This window comes from Jiangella mangrovi (genome assembly GCF_014204975.1).
In the GTDB taxonomy this organism is placed as follows: Bacteria; Actinomycetota; Actinomycetes; order Jiangellales; family Jiangellaceae; genus Jiangella; species Jiangella mangrovi.
This window is the reverse complement of the sequence record NZ_JACHMM010000001.1, coordinates 1,207,111-1,229,088: the sequence shown is the minus strand read 5'-3', so window position 1 is coordinate 1,229,088 and position 21,978 is coordinate 1,207,111. Positions and strand designations below refer to the sequence as shown.

The following is a 21,978-nucleotide window of genomic DNA, read 5'->3' as shown; positions in this document are numbered from 1 at the left end:
TGGTAGCCAGGATCGTGACGGACGTCACGAGGCGGAGGCGCGGAGCAGGACCAGCTCGGTCCCGAGGTTGTGCCGGGCCGCGGTCTCCCAGCGGGCCCGCCCGGTCTCGGTACGGAAGAGCGCCGGCCGGTCCAGCAGCCCCGCCAGCACCGCGGCCCGGCCGGCGGCGAAGTCGGCGTCGGGCACGTGGGCGTAGTCGTCGCGGACGGCGGCCGCGTAGGCGCCGTACTCGGCGGGCGAGCCGGCCAGCACGGCGAGGTCGGCGTCGCACAGCACCGCGCCGTTCGCGTCGCCGGGCGCGGGGTCGTGGCCGGCGGTGAGCAGCACCAGCCGTTCCACCTCGTCGACCAGCGCGGCCGGCCGTCCGAGCGCCGTCAGCACCTCGCGGGCGAGCCGGGCGCTGGCGGCCTCGTCCTGGCCCGGCTTCCCGTCGTAGACGGCGTCGTGGAACCAGGCGGCGAACCGGACGGCGTCAGGGTCGGCCGGCTCGCCGCTCGCCAGCAGCTCGTCGACGGCCGCGAGGATCGCCGTCAGGTGCCCGGTCGCGTGGTAGCGCCGGTGCGGTTCCGCCCAGCGAACCAGCAGGTCGGCGCCGGCCGCCGTCGCCGCGGGGGAGTCGCCGGCCAAGGCGCTCCACTGCCGTTCCAGCTCGTCCATGTGCCCATTCTCGTTGTAGAATGTCCGTAGCACAGGGAACAGCGCGCGTCTGGTGGCGGGAGACGCGCCACCGAGTCGTTTCCGGAGTTCCCGTGTCCCCCATCGCTTCGTACCGCCGCCTTCTCTCCCTCGCCGGTCTCGGCTATGTCGTCGTCGCCTTCGTCGGCCGGCTGCCGCTCGCCATGAGTCAGCTCGGCACCCTGCTGCTGGTGTCCGACGCCACCGGCCGCTACGCCGCCGGTGGCCTGGCCGCGGGCGCGCTGGCCGTCGCGAACGCCGTCGGCGCCCCGCTGGCCGGAACCGTCGCCGACCGCATCGGGCAGCGGCCCATCGTCCTGGCGCAGTCGCTGGCGGCCGGGCTGGCGCTGGCCGTGCTGGTCGGCGCCGTACAGGCCGGCGCGAGCACCCCGGCGCTGGTGGTCGCGGCCGCCGTCGCCGGCTTCACGATGCCGCAGGTCGGGCCGCTGGCCCGGGTGCGCTGGCGGCCCATCACCCACCGCACCGGCGCCGCCCAGCCGCGGCTGGTCGACGCCGCGTTCGCCTACGAGGGCGCGGCCGACGAGGCCTCGTTCGTGCTCGGCCCGGCGCTGGTCGGCCTCGGCGCGGTCGCGCTGAGCCCCAGCGGAGCACTGCTCGCCGCTGCGGGCCTGCTGGTGGTATTCGGCTCCTGGTTCGCGCTGCACCCGACCGCCCGGCTCACCCACGCTCTGCGCGCGTCGGCGGCCGTTCACGGCGCGTCGTTCGTCACCGCGGCGTTCCTCACCCTGTGCCTGGCCCAGCTGTTCATCGGCGTCATCTTCGGCGCCACGCAGACCGGCACGACGGCGCTGGCCACGGCCTCGGGCGCACCCGGCATGGCCGGCCTGGTGCACTCGCTGCTCGGTGTGGGCAGCGTGCTGGCCGGACTGGCGACGGCGGCGCTGCCGGCCCGGTTCGGCTACGACCGGCGCATTCTGGTGTTCGCCGTGGGCCTGGTGGTGCTGTCGTCGCCGCTGCTGCTGGCCGGGTCGCTGACGGCGCTCGTCCCGGTGGTGCTGGTGCTCGGCCTCGCGGTGGCGCCGTACATGATCAGCGTGTTCGCGGCCGCCGAGCAGCTCGTGCCGGTGACCCGCGTCGGCGCGGCCATGACGCTTCTGGCCGGAGCCACCGGCATCGGCTACGCCATCGGGTCCGGCATCGCCGGCCGGCTGGCCGACCTCGGCGGGCACCGTCCGGCCTTCGCGGTGACGGTGGCAGCCGCGGCTCTCGCCGTGGTTTTGGCGGCTGTCCGCCTGCGCACCCGGCGGGAAGCCGGCGCCGTCACCACTCCCGGTGAGCCGGCAGCAGCGTCCCGGGGTTGAGGTTCCGGCCGGGGTCGACCGACTTCAGCAGCCCGGCCATGACGTCGGTGCCGGCCGGCGAAATGTCGTCCTCGAGCCAGTGGGCGTGGTCGGTGCCGACGCCGTGGTGGTGCGAGATGGTGGCCTCGTTGTCGATGAACGACTGCTGGATCGCCTTCTTCACCTGCCAGTACTGCTCGATCTGCTCGGCCGGCACGTCGGTGGCGGGCGGGAACGCGAAGGTGAAGTAGAGGCACGCGCCGGAGTGGTAGCTGTGCGACAGGTGGCACATGGCGAAGCCCTTGACGCCCAGCTCCGCGTAGGCCTCGTTGGCCGCCCGGATGGTGTTGGCGTACAGGTTCATCAGCTTCGACCACGGCGCGGCGGTCTCGGAGACGTCGCCCAGCGCGCCGATGTCGAGGAGGAAGTCGCGGATGTACGGGGTGTCGAACTTCTTCTGGTCGTACAGCGAGCCCGGGCCCTTGCCCAGCTTGATGCCGCCGTGCTTCTTGACGATCTTGCCGACGAGGCCCTTCTCGTACTTCAGGTGCGACTCCGTGCCCTCGTACCCGATGTAGGACAGGCACGCGGCCGAGAGGTCCCAGCCGCGCCGCTCGAGCACGTTGAACAGGATCGGGCCGGCCTTCGCCGCCAGGCCCTTCGAGGGCTTCTGCATCGACAGCGAGAACGCGGTCTCGTTGGCGTCGGAGACGCGGGTCACCGTCGGCGCCGCGTCGGACTCGGAGATCTCGTGCATCGCCGCGATGCCGGCCGCCCACGTCGGGAACAGGTAGGCGATGATCTCGCGGTTCTCGGGCAGCCGGTGCACGTTGACCCAGACCTCGGTGATGACGCCGAGCCGGCCCTCGGAGCCCAGGATCATCTCGCGCACGCTCGGCCCCGACGACGTGCTCGGCAGCGGCCGCAGCACGATGACCTTGCCCGGCAGCACGACCCGCATGCCGCGGGTGATGTCGGCGATGTCGCCGTACCTGTCCGACTGCATGCCCGAGCTGCGGGTCGCGACCCAGCCGCCGAGCGTGGAGTGCTTGAAGCTGTCGGGCTGGTGGCCCATGGTCCAGCCGCGGGCGTTGAGCTGCTCCTCGAGGTCCGGGCCGAGCGCACCGGCCTGGATGCGGGCCAGCCCGGCGGCCTCGTCGACCTCGAGCACGCGGCTGAGCCGGCCGAGGTCGAGCGACACGACCACCCGCTGCTCGGCCGGCTGCGGGGTCAGCGAGCCGGAGATGTTGGAGCCGCCGCCGAACGGGATGATGACGCCGTCGGCCGCTACCACGGCGTCGACCACCTGCCGCACCTGGTCCTCGTCGGCCGGGTAGACCACCGCGTCGGGCACTCGGGGGAGGTCGCCGGCGCGCACGCGGACGAGGTCGACCAGGCCCTTGCCGTAGGTGTGCACGACCCGGTTGAGGTCGGTGGTGTCGACGTACTGCTCGCCGACGGCGTCGCGCAGCGTCGCGCCGAGGTCGTCGCCGAGCTGCGAGGCCGGCACCTTGAGGTCCTCGAACGCGGGCGGCGGCGTGCCGGGGGTGTTGAGGTCGATGCCGATCTTCTCCATGACGAACGGCGCGAGCCTCGGCTTGTCCTCGTGCGTGAAGGCGATGCCCTCGACGCCCCAGCCCCACCACTTCTGGTGCTTCACACCCGTCACGACGCCTCCTCCTTCTGAGCCTGCTCGCTCTGCTGCTCCGCCGGCTCGTCCGCCTTGGCGGTGTCGCGCCGTGGTCGTCCCTCGGCGTCCGGGTCGCCCGTCGCGACCATGGCCGCGACCTTCGCCTCGAGCCGTTCGGTGAGGTCGCGGGTCCGCTCGCCGTCGACCGGGTGGATGGGCGCGCCGATGACCAGCGTCACCGGCGGGCGGCCCCGCTTCGGCCACCACTGCCCTACCGGCATGGCCTGGTCCGTACCGATGATCGCCACCGGCACGCACGGCACGCCCTGGGCGATGCTCAGCGCGGCCGCGCCGGGCTTGAACCGCTTGACGCCGCCCTCGGTGTTGCGCCGGGTGCCCTCGGGGAACACGACGACCGGGACGTTCTCGCTCAGCAGCTTGTTGGCCAGGCCGCGGCCCTTGCCCATGTCGGCGTTGGTGCGGCTGACGGGGTAGGTGTTGAAGAACAGCGACGTGGTCGCCTTCATCCACCACCAGCGGTAGAAGTAGTCGGCGGCGGCGTTGACGGCCATGGTGCGGGTGTAGCGCCGCGGCAGCTCGGTGACCAGCAGCGGCGCGTCGAGGTGGCTGCTGTGGTTGGCCACCACGACGAACGGCACGGCGAGACCGTCGAGGTTCTCGGCGCCCCGCACCGTCACCTTGGTGGTCAGGTGCACGACCGGCCGCAGCATCATCCGCTGGGCCACGAACCGGGCGAACCGGTGCCAGGCCGCGTGGTACCTCTTCGTACTCGGCAGTGCGTTCATCGTCGTCCGCTCACCAGTCGTGCGGTGACCTTGCGCACCGCCGCACGGGGGGCGTGCTCGGCCAGCCAGGCCAGGACCTTGAACCGTGCTGACGGTACCGAACGGACCCGCCTCTTCTCGACATCGGCCAGGCAGTCGGCGACGACGCGGTCGGCCTCGAGCCACAGCGACGACGGGATGGAGCTGGTCCGGATGCCGGCCCGCTCGTGGAACTCGGTGCGCACCCAACCCGGGAGCAGCGCCGTGACCTGGACCCCGCTGCCGGCCAGCTCGAGTGACAGGCTCTCGGAGTAGGTGCGGACGAACGACTTCACCGCCGAGTAGCCGCCCATGGTGATGAGGCCGGCGACCGACGAGACGTTGATGATGACGCCGTGGCCGCGCTCGCGCATGGTGCGGGCGGCGGCCGCCCCGAGCACGACGACCGCCGTGATCATGAGGTCGATGGCCTGCTCGTGCTCGCTGGTGTCGTCGGTGGCCAGCCGCGCGTGCACGCCCTTGCCGGCGTTGTTGACGAAGACCTCGATCGGCTGGTCCCGGTCGGTCAGCCGCGCCACGACGATGTCGACCTGGGTGCGGTCGCCGAGGTCGGCCTTCAGCACCTCGACGTCGACGCCGTGCTTCTCGCGCAGCGCCCCGGCCGTGCCCTCGAGGCGGTCGCCGTCGCGCGCCACCAGCACGAGGTCGCAGCCGCGGGCGGCCAGCGCCTCGGCGAACGCGAGCCCGATGCCCGACGTCCCGCCGGTCACCAGCGCCCGGCCGGTGAGGAGCCGCCCGGTCATGCCCGTCGCGCTCCGCGGACGCTGCGCAGCACCGGCGACAACCGGCCCTCGGCGGTGGTGGTCCAGCTGTGCACGGGCCAGCGCTTGGACTTGGCGTAGCGGTAGAGGCTGGCGTCGGGGTTGACGGCGTGGGGGTGGCCGACGACCTCGAGCCAGGAGCGGTCGGCGTAGCTGTCGCCGTAGGCGTAGGAGCCGGCGAGGTCGAACCCCTCGGCCTGGGCGTAGCGGCGCAGCCAGGCCGCACGGGCCTCGCCGACCAGCGGCGGCGCGGCCAGGTGACCGGTCCAGCGCCCGGACTCGTCGGACTCCATCTTCCCGGCCACCACGACGTCGAACAGGGTCGCCAGCGGCTCGACGAACACGTCGATCTCGCCGGTGAGCAGGACCGTGCGGTGCCCGGCCGCGCGGTGCGCCCGGATGCGCTCGAGCGCGTCCTCGAACAGGCCCTTGTGCAGCGACACCGTCACTTCGTCGGCGATGACCTTGCGCAGCTCGTTCTCGTGGACGCCCTCGTAGCGGCGCATGAACGTGCGGATGAAGTCGCCGCGGTCGCGCCGTTCGGCCTGCAGGTAGCGCGGGCCCAGCGCGACGAGGTTGCTCAGCACGACCGGCCAGCGCGACAGCGGCTTCGCGGCCAGCTCGATCCACACGTAGTGCTCGACCAGGGTGGCCGCCGCGACCGTCTTCTGCAGGTCGAACACCGCCACGACGTCGGTGCGCTGCGGGAGGTCGAGGGGCGCGGAGCCGCCGCTGCCGCCGTCGCCGCCGCTGCCCCGGGTGAGGCCGGGAACGCTCGGGATGTGGATCTTCTGCAGGTAGTGCGCCCAGTCGATCTCGGTGACGTCGAAGCCGTGCTCGGCCTTGCGGTCGTCGGGCAGTGCCGCGTGCAGCGCCCGCAGCTTCGCGTCGTCGAAGATGACCTCGGTCTCGGTGTACGGCTGGTACAGCGAGGTGAACTTGCGCAGAGTGTCGAGGTCGCGCCGGGCCCGGTAGATGGTCGAGATCCACTTGCGCGACCGCTCGCCCGGCGGCAGGCGGTCGACGGCCTTGTCGGCGAGGTCGACGACCCGCTCGCGGCGGCGCAGCGCCCGCTCGACCACGCCGCGGTGCGGGAACGACCACGACGGGACGGCGACGAGGCCCTTGGCATCCTGGAGCGGGTTGGCCTCGAAGTACTCGTGCACCAGCCGCAGCAGCCGCCCGAACGGCAGCGGGTTGGTGATGCCGGAGCTGACCTGGAAGTACTGCGCCTCGCCGGGCGGCGGCGGGGCGGCGGCCGCGGCCAGGGCGGCATTGACGACGAAGTCGACGGGGATGACGTCGAGCACGGTGTCGGCCAGCGCCGGGAACTCCGGCAGCAGGCCCCGTCCGTAGGCGGCGATGAGCGGGTCGGCGACCTTGAAGCCGTCGATCCAGCCGGGGAACGGGTGCTTCAGCGACGACTCGATGATCGTCGGGCGCACGACGGTGAGCCGGTGGCCCGAGCCCGCCCAGAGATCCTCGGCGACCCGCTCGCCCAGCGCCTTGGTGAAGGTGTAGACGTCGGGCCAGCCCAGGCTCTGCGCCCGGGTGCGCCCGGCCTCGACCAGCTCGTTGCGGACCCAGTCCTGGCGGGCCTGCTCGGCGGCGTCGGTGACCACGCGCGCGCCGGCCCGGCCGTGCTCCTCCTGCGCCTCGGTGAGCAGCCGGCGCAGCAGCCGAGGGCTGCGCGACACCCGCTCGATGTCGGGCCGGGCGGACTGCGCGTAGGTGAGCTCGGCGGTGCGGTCGACGTCGTGGTCGAGGCTGCGCTCCTCGGCGATGCCCTTGCGCAACCCGGCGACGTAGCCTGTGGAGACGTGCACGACGTGCGGGTCGGTGCCGCCGGCCAGCAGCGCCCGGTACAGCGACTCGGGACCGGAGACGTTGGAGGCGAACGCCTCGTCGATGGGCAGGTCGAACGAGACCGTCGACGCGGAGTGGACGACGACGTCGACGTCCGCGGGCAGCGGCGGCAGGTCGCCGAGGTCGCCCTCGAGGACGGTGACCCGCTCGCGGTACTGCCGCTCGGCCTCGTCCTCGCCGACGGCCGCGCGCCAGGTGCCGAAGACGGGCTTGCGGAACAGCCGGTCGATGCGGTCCTGGGCGCTGAGCGCCCCCCGCGGCCGGACGATGAGGCTGACCCGGGTGTCCGGGTAGCTGGACAGCAGCTTCTCGAGCAGTGCCTGTCCGACGAAACCGGTCGCGCCGGTGAGAAGAACGTGTGCGCCGTGCAAGATCGAGGATCCTCCGCTGGCCGTAGCGGCGCTCACCGGTGGATGCCCAGGGCACCGCGTCCGGCCCGTGCCGGGTCGAATTCCGATGCCATGCGCCCTCCCCAGGCAGGTGCCGTCGCTCTCGTCCGAGCAGCGTTTGCTACCCGTGCCGTCGGCCGGCGGCCCGATGTCGTGTTCCGGGGGGTGCCGATGACCCCATACGCCGTGCAGACAATACACAGAATGTAGCCCTTGGCGGGCATCGGCATCGTATCGCTACTGGTGGGTCAGTGGATCCGGTAGCGGCTGCGAGTGCACGACGGTGAGCGAGGAGACCGCGCGGGTCAGCACCACGTAGAGGCGGCGCAGCCCGGCCGGCTCGGCCGCGACGATGGCGGCCGGCTCGGCGACGATCACGTGGTCGTACTCGAGGCCCTTCGCGAGGGTGGCCGGGACGACGGTGACGCGCTGGTCGTCGGCGAGCTCACCGAAGGCGACGCCGACCTGCCGGAGCGCCTCGGCGACCGCGCCGGCGCCGTCGTCGGCGACGATGATGCCGACGGAGCCCTCGCGCGCGGCGACCTCGGCGGTCGCGGCGGTGACGGCGGCGGTGAGCTCGCCGTCGGTCCGGGTGATGTCGAGCCGGCCCGGATTGGACCGGACCGGTTCCGGCGGCGCGATGCCGGGCGCGATGACGGGGAGCAGCCGCCCGGCGAACTCCACCACCGATGCGGGGACGCGATAGCCCTTGCGCAGGACTTCCAGGTGCGCGTCGGTGTGGGCGAGATGGCGTAGCGCTTCCGGCCACGACGGCGTCGCCCACGGGGTGGTGCCCTGCGCGATGTCGCCGAGGACGGTGAGCGAGCCGGTGCCCGCGCGGCGGCCGACGGCGCGCAGCTCCATGGGCGAGAGGTCCTGCGCCTCGTCGAGCACCACGTGGCCGACTCCGGGGACCCGCTCCAGCGCGGCCGCCGCCTCGTCGACCAGGACGGCGTCGGCGTGCGACCACGGCGCGGTCTTGGGCCCGCGGGCCGGCTTGGCCCAGAGCAGCGTGCGCTGCTCCTCGTCGTCGAGGATGCCGGCGGCGGCCGTCGCCAGCAGTTCCGGCTCGCTGAGCAGCCGCATGACCAGCTTCACCGGGTCCAGCGCCGGCCACAGCTCGTCGACGTACTGCTTCACCGGGCGGGACCGGGCGACGGCGTTCTGCACGCGGTCGTCGGTGATCTCGCCGGCCGCCTCCATGCGCAGCAGGATCCGGTGCGCCAGCCGCTGGCCGAGCAGCGACCGCGCCGTCGTGTAGCCGTCGCCGCGCTCGCGCAGGGTGGCGACGGCGTCGGCGACCTCGTGCACCGGGACCCGCCAGCGGCGCGTGCCGCGGGTGACGTAGAGCGTCTCCTCGGGCTCGCGCACGTGCGACCAGATGGCGTTGCGCAGCACCGTCGCCAGCCGCTCGTCGCCCTTGAGCCCGGCGGTGCCCGGGGCGTCCGTGCTCCGGACCGGGACGGTGCCGACGAGCTCCGCGACGGTGACCTGGCGGACGTCGACCTCGCCGAGCGTCGGCAGGACCTGGGCGATGTAGTGCAGGAACGCCTGGTTCGGCCCGATGACCAGCACGCCGGTGCGGGCCAGCCGCTCGCGGTAGGTGTGCAGCAGGTACGCCGCCCGGTGCAGCCCGACGGCGGTCTTCCCGGTGCCGGGCGCCCCCTGCACGCACACCGTCCGGTCCAGGCCCGCCCGCACGACCTCGTCCTGCTCGGGCTGGATGGTGGCGACGATGTCGCGCATGGGCCCGACGCGCGGGCGCTCGATCTCTTCGGTGAGGATGCGGCTGGTGACGTCGGCCTCGCCCGGGTCGAGCAGGTGCTCGTCCTCGTAGGACGTCAGCTCCCCGCCGGCGAACCCGTAGCGGCGGCGCAGCGTGACGCCGTGCGGGTCGGCCCGGGTGGCCCGGTAGAAGGCGCGCGACACGTCGGCCCGCCAGTCGACGACCATGGGGTCGCCGTTGCCGTCCATGACGTGCCGGCGGCCGATGTGGAAGGACTCGTGCGTGTCGTCCGGGTCGATGCGGTCGATGCGGCCGAAGAAGAGCGGCAGCGACGGGTCGTCCTCGAGCGCCTTCGCCCGCCGGTACAGCGCGGCCTTGAGGTACTCCGTCGAGACGTGGTCCGCGCTCTGCGCCGTCAGCGACAGGGTGTGCTCGCGCATGGTGGCGAGGTCCGCGCGCGAGCGGCGCAGGTGCTCGCGCTCGGCCTGCAGGGCGGGGTCGGCGGACATGGGCGGCCTCCTGGGGCTCGGCGGAAATGGGGCTTTCCGACGGCCCGGGTCTCCGGTCCGGTCGCGAAGGGCATGGGACCCTAGTCGGCTCGCCGCGGCTGTGTCCAGCGAATTACCGCGTCCGCCTGAGAACGGGCAGCTATCAGGGGGACGGAGAAGGACCGGGCACAGCCCGAAACCGAGGTACGCGCCGTTCGCCGTGATGTGCGCCGTGGGCCTCCTGGTCTCACGTCACGTCCTGGTCTCTCGTCACGCTTCGGCGCCCGAAACGGCCCAGCGCCGCTACGCCAGACCAGGACGCAACACCAGACCAGGAGGCGCGCCACCCCGGCCGAAGTCGATCATGAGGAAATCGGGGTTCCGCCATGCTGGGAACCCCGACTTGGCCATGATCAACGCGGCGGGCGGGGATCACGAGCACTACCCGAGCATCACCAGGACTACAGGCCTGGTGTGGCAGGGGATTCCGTAGTGAACGTGATCATTCCGGGGCAGTGTCAGCTGTCGCGCAGGACGTCCTCGGCGTCGGCGATCTGGTAGGCGTAGCCCTGCTCGGCGAGGAAGCGCTGCCGGTGCTGGGCGAACTCCTGGTCGACGGTGTCGCGGACGATGACCGAGTAGAACCGGGCCGTGCGGCCGTCCGCCTTGGGGCGCAGGATGCGGCCGAGCCGCTGCGCCTCCTCTTGCCGAGAGCCGAACGTGCCGGACACCTGGATGGCGACGCTGGCTTCGGGGAGGTCGATGGAGAAGTTGGCCACCTTGCTGACCACCAGCGTGCGGATCTCGCCGGAGCGGAACCCGTCGAACAGCCGTTGCCGCTCGCGCACCGTCGTCTCGCCCTTGACCACCGGGGCGCCCAGGCGCTCGCCGATCTCGTCGAGCTGCTCGATGTACTGGCCGATGATCAGCAGGGGCTCGCCGGAGTGCCGCTTCACCAGGCTCTCGACGACGCGGGTCTTGGCGTCGGTGCACGAGGCCAGCCGGTAGCGCTCGTCGGGCTCGGCCGTCGCGTAGGCGAGCCGTTCGCCGTCGGACAGCGTGACCCGGACCTCGACGCAGTCGGCGGGGGCGATCCAGCCCTGGTTCTCGATCTCCTTCCAGGGCGCGTCGTAGCGCTTGGGCCCGATGAGCGTGAAGACGTCGTCCTCGCGGCCGTCCTCGCGGACCAGCGTCGCCGTCAGCCCGAGCCGCCGCCGGGCCTGCAGGTTCGCCGTCATGCGGAAGATCGGCGCCGGCAGCAGGTGCACCTCGTCGTAGACGATGAGCCCCCAGTCGCGGGCGTCGAGCAGCTCGAGGTGCGGGTAGACGCCCTTCCGCCGCGTGGTGAGCACCTGGTAGGTGGCGATGGTGACCGGGCGGACCTCCTTCTTGGCGCCGGAATACTCGCCGATCTCTTCTTCGGTCAGGCTGGTCCGCTTGACCAGCTCGTCCTTCCACTGCCGCGCGGCGACGGTGTTGGTCACCAGGATCAGCGTGGTCGCCTTGGCCTTCGACATGGCGGCGGCGCCGACCAGCGTCTTGCCGGCCCCGCAGGGGAGCACCACGACGCCGGAGCCGCCGTGCCAGAAGCCGTCGGCGGCCTCGCGCTGGTACGGCCGCAGCGTCCAGCCGTCCTCCGCGAGGTCGATGGGGTGCGCCTCGCCGTCGACGTAGCCGGCGGTGTCCTCGGCCGGCCAGCCCAGCTTGACCAGGGCCTGCTTGAGGTTGCCGCGCTCGGAGGGGTGGACGACGACGGTGTCGGGGTCGAGCCGGTTGCCCACCAGCGGGCTGACCCGCTTCGAGCGCAGCACCTCTTCGAGCACGGCGCGGTCGGTGCTGACCAGGACCAGCCCGTGCACCGGGTGGCTCTCGAGACGCAGCCGGCCGTAGCGGGCCATGGTCTCGGCGACGTCGACCAGCAGGGCGTGCGGGACGGGATAGCGGGAGTAGGAGAGCAGGGTGTCGACGACCTGCTCGGCGTCGTGACCGGCGGCCCGGGCGTTCCACAGGCCGAGCGGGGTCAGACGATAGGTGTGCACGTGTTCCGGAGCCCGCTCCAGCTCGGCGAACGGCGCGATGGCGCGGCGGCAGTCGTCGGCCTGGTCGTGGTCGACCTCGAGGAGCAGGGTCTTGTCACTCTGGACGATGAGGGGTCCGTCGTTCACCTCGCCATTGTCCCGTACGGTCGCCCTGTGAGTGAAACGGTCGAGCGGGTCACCGATGTCGACGACGAGCTGTGCACCTGGCTGCTGAGCTGCTGGGTCGCTGTCACCAACGCGGGCGGGGCGGTCGGCTTCGTCCCGCCGGTCGGCCCCGGCGACGTGCGGCCCACGCTCGAGGCGCACCTGGCGGAGGTGTCGGCGGGCGCGGCGTACGTCGGCCTCCTGAGCATCGACGGCGACCGCGCCGGGTTCGGCTTCGTCGTCCGCTCCGCCAGCCCGCTGTTCCACCACTGGGCGACGGTGCTGCGGCTGCAGGTGCACCCGCGGTTCCGGGGCCGCGGGGCCGGCCGGGCGTTGCTCGACGGCCTGGCCGAGCACGCGCGCGCCGACGGGCTGGCGTTCCTGCATCTCACCTACCGCGAGGGCCTGGGTCTCGGCCGGTTCTACGAGTCCTGCGGGTTCGCCGAGGTGGGCCGCATCCCGGGCGCCATCAGGGTCGCGCCGGGCGATGACCGCGACTCCGTCCACATGCAGCGCAAACTGTAGGAAAGGGACACGTCCGGCGCGCCGGGAACGCGGGCGCCTCGGCGGGAGTTCGTCACGTGAGGCACAATGTCCGGCGACCCATCGGCAGCACGGCCACGTTCCGGCGAAGGAGGCAGGCCCGCGCAGGGGCACGCGCGCGACGGCGGCAATCGATGAGCAGCGACGAGACGGTCGGCCGACGAGGTCGGGGGCGGCGGGTTTCCCGCACCTCCCGCGACAGGGTGTCGCCCGACGAGTACCGCCGGTTCCTGTTCCGTGCCGGCATCGGCACGCTCGTCCCGGGGGTCGGGCTGATCGCGGCCGGGCGCAGGAAGTCGGGCTGGGCCGTCCTGGTCCTGTTCCTCCTGCTCGCCATCGGTGCCGCGTTCTACGTCTACCGCAGCGGCACCACGGGCCTCATCGATGCCGGCACCGACACCGAGCGGCTGAACCTCATCGTCGCCGTCCTCGTCGCCGTCGCCGCGGCCTGGCTGCTCACCGCGCTCATCAGCCTCTACCTACTGCAGCCGCGCGGGCTGCGCACGCCGCAGCGGCTGCTCGGCGCGCTCGTCGTCGTGGTGGTGGCGTCGCTGGTGGTCAGCCCGCTCAGCCTCGGCAGCCGCTACGCGTACACGCAGCGCGAGGTCATCGGCAACGTGTTCGCCGACGACGACCAGCCCAGCCTCACCGTCCCCGAGACCACCGACGAAGACCCCTGGGCCGGGCAGCAGCGCGTCAACGTGCTCATCCTCGGCTCCGACAGCGGGCCCGGGCGCGACGAGACCCGCACCGACACCGTCATGGTCGCCAGCATCAACACCGAGTCCGGCGACACCGCGCTGTTCTCGCTGCCGCGCAACCTGCTCAACCTGCCGATGCCGCCGGACACCCCGCTCGCCGAGGCCTACCCGGACGGCTGGGAGGGCCCCGAGGAGGACGCCTACTACTGGCTGTCGGCGGTGTACCGGTTCGTGCCGCACGAGTTCCCGGAGTTCTTCGAGGGCATCCCCGACCCCGGCGCCGAGGCGGTCAAGCTCATCGTCGGCGAGGCGCTCGGGCTCGACATCTCCTACTACGTCATGGTCAACCTGCGCGGCTTCCAGTACCTGGTCGACGCGTTCGGCGGCATCGACATCGACGTCCCGTACCGCATCCCCATCGGCACCAAGGAGTCCTACGGCCGCTGCACCGAGCCGTCGGGCTGGATCGAGCCCGGCGAGAACCAGCACCTCGACGGCTACCGCGCGCTCTGGTTCGCCCGCGCCCGCTGCGGCCCCGGCCCGGTCTCCGACGACTACGAGCGCATGCGCCGGCAGCGCTGCGTCATCGGCGCCATCGCCGAGCAGGCCGACCCCGCCACGCTGCTGCGCCGCTACCAGCAGCTCGCGTCGGCCGCCGAGAACACCATGTCGACCGACATCACGCAGTCGCGGCTGTCCGACTTCGCGCAGCTGGCGCTCAAGGTGCAGGAGTCCGGCGGCCTGCGCAGCCTGCCGTTCACCAACGACATCATCGAGTACCACAACCCCGACTACGACGTCATCCGCGAGTACGTCCAGGAGTCCCTCGACCCGCCGCCCGAGACGCCTCCGCCGGGTCCGGGCGACGAGCCGACCGGCGACCCGACCGGCGACCCCGCCGACCCGGCCGACGAGGAGTCGCCCGCGGACGAGCCGACCGGCGAGGACGAGGCACCCGCGGACGACCCGACCGGCGAGGAGGAGCCGACGCCGGGCGTCACCGAGACCCCCAGCGACGCCGACGGCGCCGTCGACGTCGACGACGTCTGCTAGGGACCGTCCTAGACGACGCGGACGTCGACCCCGGCGGTGCGCAGGGCGGCGAGCTCGTCCTCGGGGGCGGTGGGGTCGGTGACCAGGACCCCGACCTGCTCGACGTCGCAGATGCGGGCGAAGGCGCGGCGGCCGATCTTGTCGCCGGTGCCGACGACGACGACCCGGCTGGCCCGCTGCACCATGTCGGCGTTGATGCCGGCCTCGCCGACGTGCCGGCAGGACGCGCCGCCGGCCGCCGTCAGGCCGTCGATGCCGAGGATCAGGATGTCGAGCCACAGCTCGTTCAGCACGAGGGTGGCCAGCGGGCCGGTCATCTCATAGGACTGCGGCCGCGCGACGCCGCCGAGCGAGACGGTGCGGATGTGCGGGCGCAGTACCATCTCGGTGGCGATGTTGAGCGCGTTGGTGACGACGGTGAGGGCGTGCTCGCCGCTGTGCGGGCCGTGCTCGATGCGGGCGGCCAGCCGTCGCGCTGTCGCCGACGTGGTGGTGCCGCCGTTGAACCCGACGACCATGCCGGGCTCGACGAGGTCGGCGGCGAGCGCGGCGATGCGCTCCTTGGGGTCGCTGCCCGACGACGCGCGGTAGCGGGCCGGCAGGTCATAGGCGACGGCGGTGGCGAGCACGCCGCCGTGGGTGCGGGTGACCAGTTGCTGGCGGGCCAGTTCGGTGAAGTCGCGGCGGACCGTCGCCTCGGACACCGACAGCGCGGAGGCGGTCTCGGTGACGCTGAGCCGGCCGCGCTCGGCCAGGAGGTCGAGCATCTGGCGCCAGCGGCGGGCGCGATCGGGCGTCTGGCCCTCGGGATCGGTGCCGGCGTCCTCCGGCGGGACCTCGGTCACGACGGCGTCCCCCTCACTTGACCGCTCCGGCGGTCAGCCCCGCCACCAGCCTCTTCTCGATGAGTGCGAACAGTATGACCACCGGCAGGATTCCGACGATCGACACCCCGAACACATACTGCCAGGCCGACTCGTACTGCCCGACGAACTTGGTCAGCGCCACGGAGAGCGGCTGGTTCTCGGCCGTGGTGAGGATGACGAGGCTGGCGGCGAACTCGTTCCAGCAGGCGACGAACGTGAAGATGATCGCCGTCACCACGCCCGGCCACACCAGCGGCATCGTGACGCGGCGCAGGATCTGCAGCCTCGACGCGCCGTCCAGCGCGGCCGCCTCGTCGAGCTCGCGGGGGATCGCGGCGAAGAAACTGTGCATGATCCAGACCGCGAACGACAGGTTGAACGCGCTGTTGACCAGGATCATCGCCAGCCAGGTGTCGTTGATGCCGAGCGTCACGAACTGCCGGAACAGGCCGGTGGCCAGCACCGTCGGCTGCAGCATCTGCGTCACCAGCACGAGCAGCAGGAAGACCAGCCGTCCCGGGAACCGGTGCCGCGCGGTGTAGTACGCGGCCGGTGCGGCGACCGCCAGCACGACCAGCGTCGCGCAGACCGAGATGACGATCGTCGACACCAGGTTGTACGGCAGCGGCGTCTCGGGCGTGGACCACATGTCCACGTAGTTCGACGGCAGCCACTCCTGCGGCAGGTAGGTCGGCGGGACGCGCAGGATCTCCGAGCGCGACTTGAACGACCCGATCAGCATGATCAGGTACGGGAGCACGAAGACCAGCGCGATGAGGGCCCCGGCGGCGGCCATCAGCGGCCGGCGGGCGTTCCGGGGTCGGACGGCGGCGGCCACAGTCAGTCCTCCCTCATCGGCTTGACGACCTTCAGGTACACGAGGATCACCGCGAGCACGATGAGGAAGTTGACGATGCTCAGCGCGCTGGCGGTGTCGATCTGCCGGTCGGCCCGGATGAACTTGAAGATCAGGGTGGTCGTGGTGTCGGCGTTGTAGCCGGGGATCGAGCCGGTGATGACCTGCAGGATCGGCAGCGAGTTGAACACGTTGATGATGTTGATGATCGTGGCGACGGCGAGCGCCGGGCGCAGCAGCGGCAGGATGATCCGCCGGTACGTCGCCCACGGCCCGGCGCCGTCCATGGCCGCGGCTTCGCGCACGTCCGACGGGATCGTCTGCAGCCCGGCCAGCAGGGTGTACGTGGTGAACGGCAGCGACACGAACACCGCGATGCCCATGGCCGTCAGGAACGCCGGCACCGCGTTGCGGGTGAAGCCGTACGGCTGGTCCAGCAGGCCGACGTCGACGAGGAAGGCGTTGATGACGCCGTAGAACGGGTCCAGCCCGTAGTAGATGACGGTGGTGGTCATGACGACGCTGGCCGCCCACGGCACGATGACGGTGAGCCGCACGAACCGCCGTCCCGGGAACGCCTTGTCGAGGAACTGCGCCAGCCCCAGCGAGAGCAGCACCGTCACCACGACGACACCGGCCACCCAGACCACGGTGTTGAGCAGCACCCGCGACAGCGCGGTGAACTCCAGCAACCGCGCGTAGTTGTCGAAACCGGCCGGGCCGTTGTCGACGCCGAACTGGCTGAGGTCGCGGAACGACGTCCAGGCCATGTAGCCGGCCGGGAAGAACACCACGCCGGCGACGAGGACCAGCGTCGGCCCGAGCCACGGGAGGGCTCGGGCCGACGCGGTCCAGCGCGCCGGGCGACCGCCCGTCGTCATGCGTTGTCGGCGCCGGCCTGGATCTGCTGCAGGACCGAGGCGGCGTCCTGGGTCTGGATCTGGCCGACCAGGCTCTGCAGCGCGCCCTGGGTGGCGGCCCAGGCCTCGTTGGTGCTCGGGTAGAACTGCGCGTCCGGCAGCACCTCGAGGAAGTCGGCGAACCGCTCGGCGTTGGCGGTGCCCTCGGCGCCGGACTTCGTGGTCGGCAGGAAGCCCTCGGTGTCGACGAAGGTCAGGTACGTGTCGGTGGCGAAGAAGTGGTCGAGGAACGCCGTGATGGCGTCCTGCTTGTCGTCGTCGTTGCGGAACGCCATGAGGTGGTCGGCGACGCCGAGGGTGACGGGCGAGCCGTCCTGCGTGGGCACGGGCGCGATCCCGTAGTTGAGGTCGGGGTTGCGCTCCTCGATCTGCCCGATGGTGGGCGGCAGGCCGACGGCCATGGCGATCTGGCCCTGCACGAACACGTCGAGCATGGGCGTGCGGTCGGTGGCGCCGGGGTCGGGCTGGGTGGCGCCGGCGTCGATCATCTGCTTCATGAACTCGACGGCCGCGAGGTTCTCCGGGGTGTCGACGGTGATGGCGTCGCCGTCGGTCCACGAGCCGCCGCCGCCGAACGTCCAGATGGAGGTCTCGGCCTGCGCATCCTCGCTGCCCAGCGGCATGCCGTAGCCGAAGACCCCGGTGCCGAGCCCCGCGACGGCGGTGCCGGCGGCCAGCAGGTCGTCCCAGGTGGCCGGCGGCTCGGTGATGCCGGCCTGCGCGAGCACGTCCTCGTTGTAGAACAGCGCCCGCGCCGAGGCGATCATCGGCAGGCCGTAGACGGTGCCGTCGAGCGAGGCGTTCTCGATGAACGAGTCCTGGAAGTCGCCGAAGGTCTCCTCGGACACGATCTCGTCGGCCGGGTACAGCAGGTCGTCCTTGGCGAAGCCGCTGAACGCGTCGATGTTGAGGATGTCCGGCGCCTCACCGGCCTGCACCTTGGTGCGGATGACGTCGTTGATGTTGTCCCACGACTGCACCTCGAGGTTGACGGTGACGTCGGGGTTCGCGTCCTCGAACGAGGCGATGATCTCTTCCCACAGCGCGGTGGTGCCGTCGCTGTACTGGGGGACCAGCAGGTCGATCGTGGTGGCGCCGCCCTCGTCCTCGGAGCCACCGCTGCCGCCGTCGTCGCCGCCGAACCCGCAGGCCGTGAGCGCGAGCCCGGCCGCCACCGTCGCCGCCGTCAAGGACACCAGTCGTCTCACGTCGCCTCCAGGCGCTCGGCGCGATGATTGATTGCATGCGTTTCACGAACGTTTCGCGCACAATCTGTCGATGTGGGCACCCATCGTGGCGAGCCCGGCAGACCATGTCAACAGGTGTGACTCAACCGAAACCTCTGCAGCATGTGACGTCGTCTGACCGAAGCTGAGCGTTTGATGCTGAGTTCGGTCGATATGATGCACTCGAACGGTCCGAGCGGCGAGGGGACGGCACATCGATGACCGAACACGTCAGGGCGGAGATCGCCAGTCAGCCGGCCTGCTGGGTCCGCGTCGCGGACCTGCTCGACCACGCGCGCCGGGTGCTCCCGGCGCCGGGCGAGCGGGTCGCCGTGGCCGGCTGCGGCACGTCGTGGTTCGTCGCCATGGCGTACGCGGCGCTGCGCGAGCAGGCGGGACAGGGCGAGTCCGACGCGTTCGCCGCCTCCGAGCTGCCGCCGGGCCGGCGCTACGACACCGTCGTCGCCATCACGCGCTCGGGCACGACGACGGAGGTGCTCGACCTGATCGCGGCGCTGCGCGGCGGTCCGGGCGAGGCGCCCCGCGTCGTTGTGCTCACCGCGGTCGCCGACTCGCCCGCCGCCGACGCCGCCGACGAGGCGGTCGTGCTCGACTTCGCCGACGAGCGCTCGGTCGTGCAGACGCGCGCGGCCACCAGCACGCTGGCGCTGCTGCGCGCGCACCTCGGGCACGACCTCGGCCCAGTGGTCGCCGACGCCGAGAAGGCGCTGGACGAGCCGCTCGACGGGCTGACCGGCATCGAGCAGGCGACGTTCGTGGGGCGCGGCTGGACGGTCGGCCTGGCACACGAGGCGGCACTCAAGCTGCGCGAGTCCGCGCAGTTCTGGGCCGAGTCCTACCCCGCCATGGACTACCGGCACGGCCCGGTCTCGATCGCCCAGCCGGGCCGGCTGGTGTGGTCGTTCGGCCCGCCGCCCGGCGGGCTCGAGGCCGAGGTGGCGGCCACGGGCGCGACGTTCGTCAGCAGCGACCTCGACCCCATGGCGCAGCTGGTCGTGGCGCAGCGGCTCGCGGTCGCGCTGGCGGAGCGGCGCGGGCTCGACCCCGACCGGCCGCGGCATCTCACCCGCTCGGTCGTCCTCCCGGGCCGCTGACGTGGCGCCGCGGGTGGTCGCGGTCGACGTCGGCGGCACGTCCGTCAAGGCCGGGGTGGTCGACGACGACGGCGCGGTGCGCTCGGTCGACCGGACGGCGACGCCGGCGGCCGGGCTCGACGGCCGGCCCGTGGTCGACGCGGTCGAGGCGATCGCGCGGCGGCTGGCTCGTGGGGTGCGGCCGGCCGCGGTCGGCGTCGTGGTGCCGGGCATCGTCGACGAGGCCGCGGGCGTGGCGGTGCATGCCGAGAACCTGGGCTGGCACGACGTCCCGCTGCGCGCGCTGCTGGCCGAGCGGCTGGGGTGCCCGGTCGCCGTCGGGCACGACGTGCGGGCGGGCGGGCTGGCCGAGCACCGGGCCGGTGCCCTGCGGGGCGCGCGAAACGCGGTGTTCCTGCCGGTCGGGACGGGCATCGCGGCGGCGCTGGTGCTCGACGGCCGGGTGTTCGCCGGCGACGGCTACGCGGGCGAGATCGGCCATGTCGACGTCGGGCACTCGCTGGTCTGCGCGTGCGGCGGCCGCGGCTGCCTCGAGGCCGTCGCGTCGGCCGCCGCCGTCGCGCGCCGGTACACGGCCGCCACCGGGGTCGCCGTGGGCGGCAGTCTCGACGTCGCCGAGCTGGTCCGGCGCGGCGATCCCGCCGCCGTCGCCGTCTGGGACGAGGCGCTCGACGCGCTGGCCGCCGGGCTGGCGCTGCTCACCGGGGTGGTCGCGCCCGAGGTGGTCGCGGTGGGCGGCGGGCTGGGCGAGTCGGCCGACCTCGTGCTGGAGCCGCTGGCCGGCCGGCTGAAGGCGCGGCTGACCTTCCAGCGGCCGCCGCGCCTCGTGGCCGCCGAGCTGGGCGACACCGCCGGCTGCGTGGGCGCGGGGCTGCTGGCCCGGGAGCTGATCCCCAGGGAGGCTCGAGCGGCACCGGCGGCGACGCGGGGCCGGAGGTCCCGCCGAGTCGTCGGTCCAGACCGAGAGCCGAATGGTGGAAGTGAGGTGCCGCCGCATGAGCCGACCGACTGATGTCGTCGTGAGCCGCGTCCTGTGCGTCACGCCGAACCCCGCGGTCGACGTCACCTACCGGGTCGGGTCGTGGGCGCCCGGTGCGAGCCACCGGGTGCGCGACGTGCTGGAGCGGCCCGGCGGCAAGGGCGTCAACGTCGCCCGGGTCCTGCGGGTGCTCGGCGTGCCGGCCGTGGTCGTGGCGCCGCTCGGCGGTCCGGGCGGCGACTGGCTGGCCGCCGAGCTGCGGGCCGGCGGACACGCCGTCCGAGCGGTCCCCGTCGCCGCCGCGACCCGCCGCACGGTCACCGTCGTCGACGACACCGGCGCGGCGACGGCGTTCAACGAGCCGGGGCGGGCGCTGTCAGAAGACGAGTGGTCGGCGTTCGTGGCTGCGGTCGCCGAGGAGCTGGGCGACGCGGTGGCCCTGGTCGTGTCGGGCAGCCTGCCCGCGGGCGCGCCGTCGGACCTGCTGCCCCGGCTGGTGGCAGCCGCCCGCGACGCCGGGGTGCCCGCCGTCGCCGACACCTCCGGGCCGGCGCTGCTCACCGTGGCCGGGGCCGGTCCCGCACTGGTCAAGCCCAACGCCCACGAGCTGGCCGAGGCGCTGCCGGGCGACGACGGCGTCAGCGGTGCGGCCGGGCGGCTGCTCGCCCTGGGTGCCGAGCGGGTGGTGGTGTCGCTGGGCGCCGACGGCCTCCTGGGGGTCGACGGCTCCGGCGGGTCCGGTGAGAGCGCCGTCTGGCGGGTGGCCGGCGTCCCCGGCGTGGCCGGCAACCCCACCGGTGCCGGCGACGCCACCGTCGCCGCCCTGGTCCGCGGCCTGGTCGCGGGCACGCCCTGGCCCGAGGCGCTGACCGACGCCGCCGCACTCGGCGCCGCCGCGGTCCTGGCCGCGGCCGCCGGCGAGGTCGACCTCGCCGCCTACGAACGGTTCCTGCCCACCCTGCATGCGGAGCGTGTGGAATGACGCTGACCTCGATGACGGAGCTGTTCGGCCGGGCGGCGGAGCGCGGCGGCGGCATCGGCGCCTTCAACGTGATCCTGCTCGAGCACGCCGAGGGCCTGGTGACCGGCGCGGAGCGGGCAGCTGCCCCCGTCGTGCTCCAAATCAGCCAGAACTGCGTGCGCTACCACGGCGCGCTCGAGCCTATCGCCGTCGCGACCCTGGCCGTCGCGCGGGCGGCGTCCGTGCCGGTGGTCGTGCACCTCGACCACGCCGAGGACGCGGCCCTGGTGCACGAGGCGGTAGAGCTGGGCGTCACCAGCGTCATGTTCGACGCGTCGACGCTCGACTACGCCGACAACGTCGCCGCCACCCGCGCCGTCGTCGACCACTGCCACGCGCACGGCGTCGCCGTCGAGGCCGAGCTGGGCGAGGTCGGCGGCAAGGACGGCGTGCACGCCCCGGGCGCGCGCACCGACCCGGCCGAGGCGGTGGCGTTCGTCGAGGCGACGGGGGTCGACTCGCTCGCCGTCGCCGTGGGGACCTCGCACGCCATGCGCACGCGCGACGCCGTCGTCGACCACGACCTCGTCGCCGCCCTGCGTGCCGCCGTCCCCGTCCCGCTGGTGCTGCACGGCTCGTCCGGCGTGCCCGACGAGGAGCTGACGAAGGCGGTGGCGGCCGGGATGACGAAGGTGAACATCGCGACCCACCTCAACGCGGTGTTCACCGGCGCGGTGCGCGGGCGCCTCGACGCCGACGCCGGTCTGGTCGATCCGCGCCGCTACGTGTCGGCGGGCCGTGAGGCGCTGGCCGCGGAGACGGCCCGGCTGCTCGGCGTGCTGCGCGCGGCCTGACGGAGATCTTCTTTGCCCCCCTTTGACCCTTGTGCTTACT

Annotated in this window: 18 protein-coding genes; 7 read left to right on the top strand and 11 right to left on the bottom strand. The window is 72.9% G+C overall.

Annotated features, from left to right (window positions below):
• Positions 1-24: 24 nt before the first annotated feature.
• Positions 25-657, bottom strand: a complete 633-nt coding sequence (locus HD601_RS05640; protein ID WP_184820070.1) for an HD domain-containing protein — start codon at positions 655-657, stop codon at positions 25-27.
• A gap of 92 nt (positions 658-749) precedes the next feature.
• Here HD601_RS05640 and HD601_RS05635 point away from each other — a divergent pair, with 92 nt between their 5' ends.
• Positions 750-1,997: an MFS transporter gene (locus HD601_RS05635; protein WP_184820068.1), complete on the top strand. Its 1,248-nt coding sequence runs from the start codon at positions 750-752 to the stop codon at positions 1,995-1,997.
• Here the strand turns inward: HD601_RS05635 and HD601_RS05630 are convergent.
• From HD601_RS05630 to HD601_RS05605, 6 genes are all read right to left on the bottom strand, one after another.
• Complete coding sequence (locus HD601_RS05630) at positions 1,957-3,645, bottom strand: FAD-linked oxidase C-terminal domain-containing protein (protein ID WP_184820067.1); 1,689 nt, start codon at positions 3,643-3,645, stop codon at positions 1,957-1,959. The genes HD601_RS05635 and HD601_RS05630 overlap by 41 nt on opposite strands.
• Positions 3,642-4,412, bottom strand: coding sequence for a lysophospholipid acyltransferase family protein (locus HD601_RS05625; protein ID WP_184820065.1), 771 nt, complete (start codon positions 4,410-4,412; stop codon positions 3,642-3,644). The genes HD601_RS05630 and HD601_RS05625 overlap by 4 nt, the downstream gene beginning before the upstream one ends.
• Entirely contained in the window at positions 4,409-5,194 is a 786-nt protein-coding gene (locus HD601_RS05620) for an SDR family NAD(P)-dependent oxidoreductase (RefSeq protein WP_184820063.1), read from the bottom strand. Before HD601_RS05620 ends, HD601_RS05625 begins: the two co-directional genes overlap by 4 nt.
• Positions 5,191-7,449 (bottom strand): HAD-IB family hydrolase, encoded by a 2,259-nt coding sequence (locus HD601_RS05615; protein WP_221440568.1) that lies wholly within the window; start codon positions 7,447-7,449, stop codon positions 5,191-5,193. Before HD601_RS05615 ends, HD601_RS05620 begins: the two co-directional genes overlap by 4 nt.
• Positions 7,450-7,704: 255 nt before the next feature.
• Positions 7,705-9,702 carry a HelD family protein gene (locus HD601_RS05610; protein WP_184820061.1) on the bottom strand — a complete coding sequence of 666 codons (1,998 nt, stop codon included), beginning with the start codon at positions 9,700-9,702 and terminating at the stop codon, positions 7,705-7,707.
• 497 nt (positions 9,703-10,199) lie between these two features.
• Complete coding sequence (locus HD601_RS05605; RefSeq protein ID WP_184820059.1) at positions 10,200-11,846, bottom strand: DNA repair helicase XPB; 1,647 nt, start codon at positions 11,844-11,846, stop codon at positions 10,200-10,202.
• A 27-nt stretch (positions 11,847-11,873) separates the two neighbouring features.
• On the opposite strand from HD601_RS05605, the gene HD601_RS35435 reads away from it, so the two are divergent.
• Together HD601_RS35435 and HD601_RS34600 are read left to right on the top strand one after the other, a co-directional pair.
• A complete protein-coding gene (locus tag HD601_RS35435) occupies positions 11,874-12,389 on the top strand; it encodes a GNAT family N-acetyltransferase (RefSeq protein ID WP_221440567.1) in 516 nt (171 codons plus the stop codon).
• Between the two features lie 221 nt (positions 12,390-12,610).
• A complete protein-coding gene (locus HD601_RS34600; protein WP_184820057.1) occupies positions 12,611-14,161 on the top strand; it encodes an LCP family glycopolymer transferase in 1,551 nt (516 codons plus the stop codon).
• Positions 14,162-14,169: 8 nt separating this feature from the next.
• Here the strand turns inward: HD601_RS34600 and HD601_RS05590 are convergent, their stop codons facing one another.
• From HD601_RS05590 to HD601_RS05575, 4 genes are read right to left on the bottom strand one after another with little or no spacing between them, the layout of a single operon-like run.
• On the bottom strand, positions 14,170-15,006 hold the full coding sequence (locus HD601_RS05590; protein WP_221440566.1) for a DeoR family transcriptional regulator: 837 nt from the start codon (positions 15,004-15,006) through the stop codon (positions 14,170-14,172).
• Between the two features lie 13 nt (positions 15,007-15,019).
• On the bottom strand, positions 15,020-15,823 hold the full coding sequence (locus HD601_RS05585) for an ABC transporter permease subunit (RefSeq protein ID WP_184829480.1): 804 nt from the start codon (positions 15,821-15,823) through the stop codon (positions 15,020-15,022).
• A gap of 44 nt (positions 15,824-15,867) precedes the next feature.
• On the bottom strand, positions 15,868-16,764 hold the full coding sequence (locus HD601_RS05580) for a carbohydrate ABC transporter permease (RefSeq protein ID WP_184820055.1): 897 nt from the start codon (positions 16,762-16,764) through the stop codon (positions 15,868-15,870).
• Complete coding sequence (locus HD601_RS05575; RefSeq protein WP_184820053.1) at positions 16,761-18,011, bottom strand: extracellular solute-binding protein; 1,251 nt, start codon at positions 18,009-18,011, stop codon at positions 16,761-16,763. Before HD601_RS05575 ends, HD601_RS05580 begins: the two co-directional genes overlap by 4 nt.
• Before the next feature lie 236 nt (positions 18,012-18,247).
• Between HD601_RS05575 and HD601_RS05570 the strand changes: the two genes are divergently transcribed.
• From HD601_RS05570 to HD601_RS05555, 4 genes are read left to right on the top strand one after another with little or no spacing between them, the layout of a single operon-like run.
• On the top strand, positions 18,248-19,144 hold the full coding sequence (locus HD601_RS05570; protein WP_184820051.1) for an SIS domain-containing protein: 897 nt from the start codon (positions 18,248-18,250) through the stop codon (positions 19,142-19,144).
• A 1-nt stretch (position 19,145) separates the two neighbouring features.
• Positions 19,146-20,156, top strand: a complete 1,011-nt coding sequence (locus tag HD601_RS05565) for an ROK family protein (RefSeq protein WP_221440564.1) — start codon at positions 19,146-19,148, stop codon at positions 20,154-20,156.
• Positions 20,140-21,105: a 1-phosphofructokinase family hexose kinase gene (locus HD601_RS05560; RefSeq protein ID WP_184820049.1), complete on the top strand. Its 966-nt coding sequence runs from the start codon at positions 20,140-20,142 to the stop codon at positions 21,103-21,105. The genes HD601_RS05565 and HD601_RS05560 overlap by 17 nt, the downstream gene beginning before the upstream one ends.
• The gene (locus HD601_RS05555; RefSeq protein WP_184820047.1) at positions 21,102-21,938 is read left to right on the top strand and encodes a class II fructose-bisphosphate aldolase; all 837 of its coding nucleotides are present in this window, start codon (positions 21,102-21,104) and stop codon (positions 21,936-21,938) included. The genes HD601_RS05560 and HD601_RS05555 overlap by 4 nt, the downstream gene beginning before the upstream one ends.
• Positions 21,939-21,978: the final 40 nt, after the last annotated feature.

Bases quoted from the DNA above. Each gene is read 5' to 3' on its own strand.
- HD601_RS05625 (WP_184820065.1), bottom strand. From the start codon at position 4,412: ATGAACGCACTGCCGAGTACGAAGAGGTACCACGCGGCCTGGCACCGG.
- HD601_RS05610 (WP_184820061.1), bottom strand. From the start codon at position 9,702: ATGTCCGCCGACCCCGCCCTGCAGGCCGAGCGCGAGCACCTGCGCCGC.
- HD601_RS05570 (WP_184820051.1), top strand. From the start codon at position 18,248: ATGACCGAACACGTCAGGGCGGAGATCGCCAGTCAGCCGGCCTGCTGG.
- HD601_RS05640 (WP_184820070.1), bottom strand. From the start codon at position 657: ATGGACGAGCTGGAACGGCAGTGGAGCGCCTTGGCCGGCGACTCCCCC.
- HD601_RS05620 (WP_184820063.1), bottom strand. From the start codon at position 5,194: ATGACCGGGCGGCTCCTCACCGGCCGGGCGCTGGTGACCGGCGGGACG.
- HD601_RS05560 (WP_184820049.1), top strand. From the start codon at position 20,140: ATGAGCCGACCGACTGATGTCGTCGTGAGCCGCGTCCTGTGCGTCACG.
- HD601_RS05580 (WP_184820055.1), bottom strand. From the start codon at position 16,764: ATGACGACGGGCGGTCGCCCGGCGCGCTGGACCGCGTCGGCCCGAGCC.
- HD601_RS05585 (WP_184829480.1), bottom strand. From the start codon at position 15,823: ATGGCCGCCGCCGGGGCCCTCATCGCGCTGGTCTTCGTGCTCCCGTAC.
- HD601_RS05555 (WP_184820047.1), top strand. From the start codon at position 21,102: ATGACGCTGACCTCGATGACGGAGCTGTTCGGCCGGGCGGCGGAGCGC.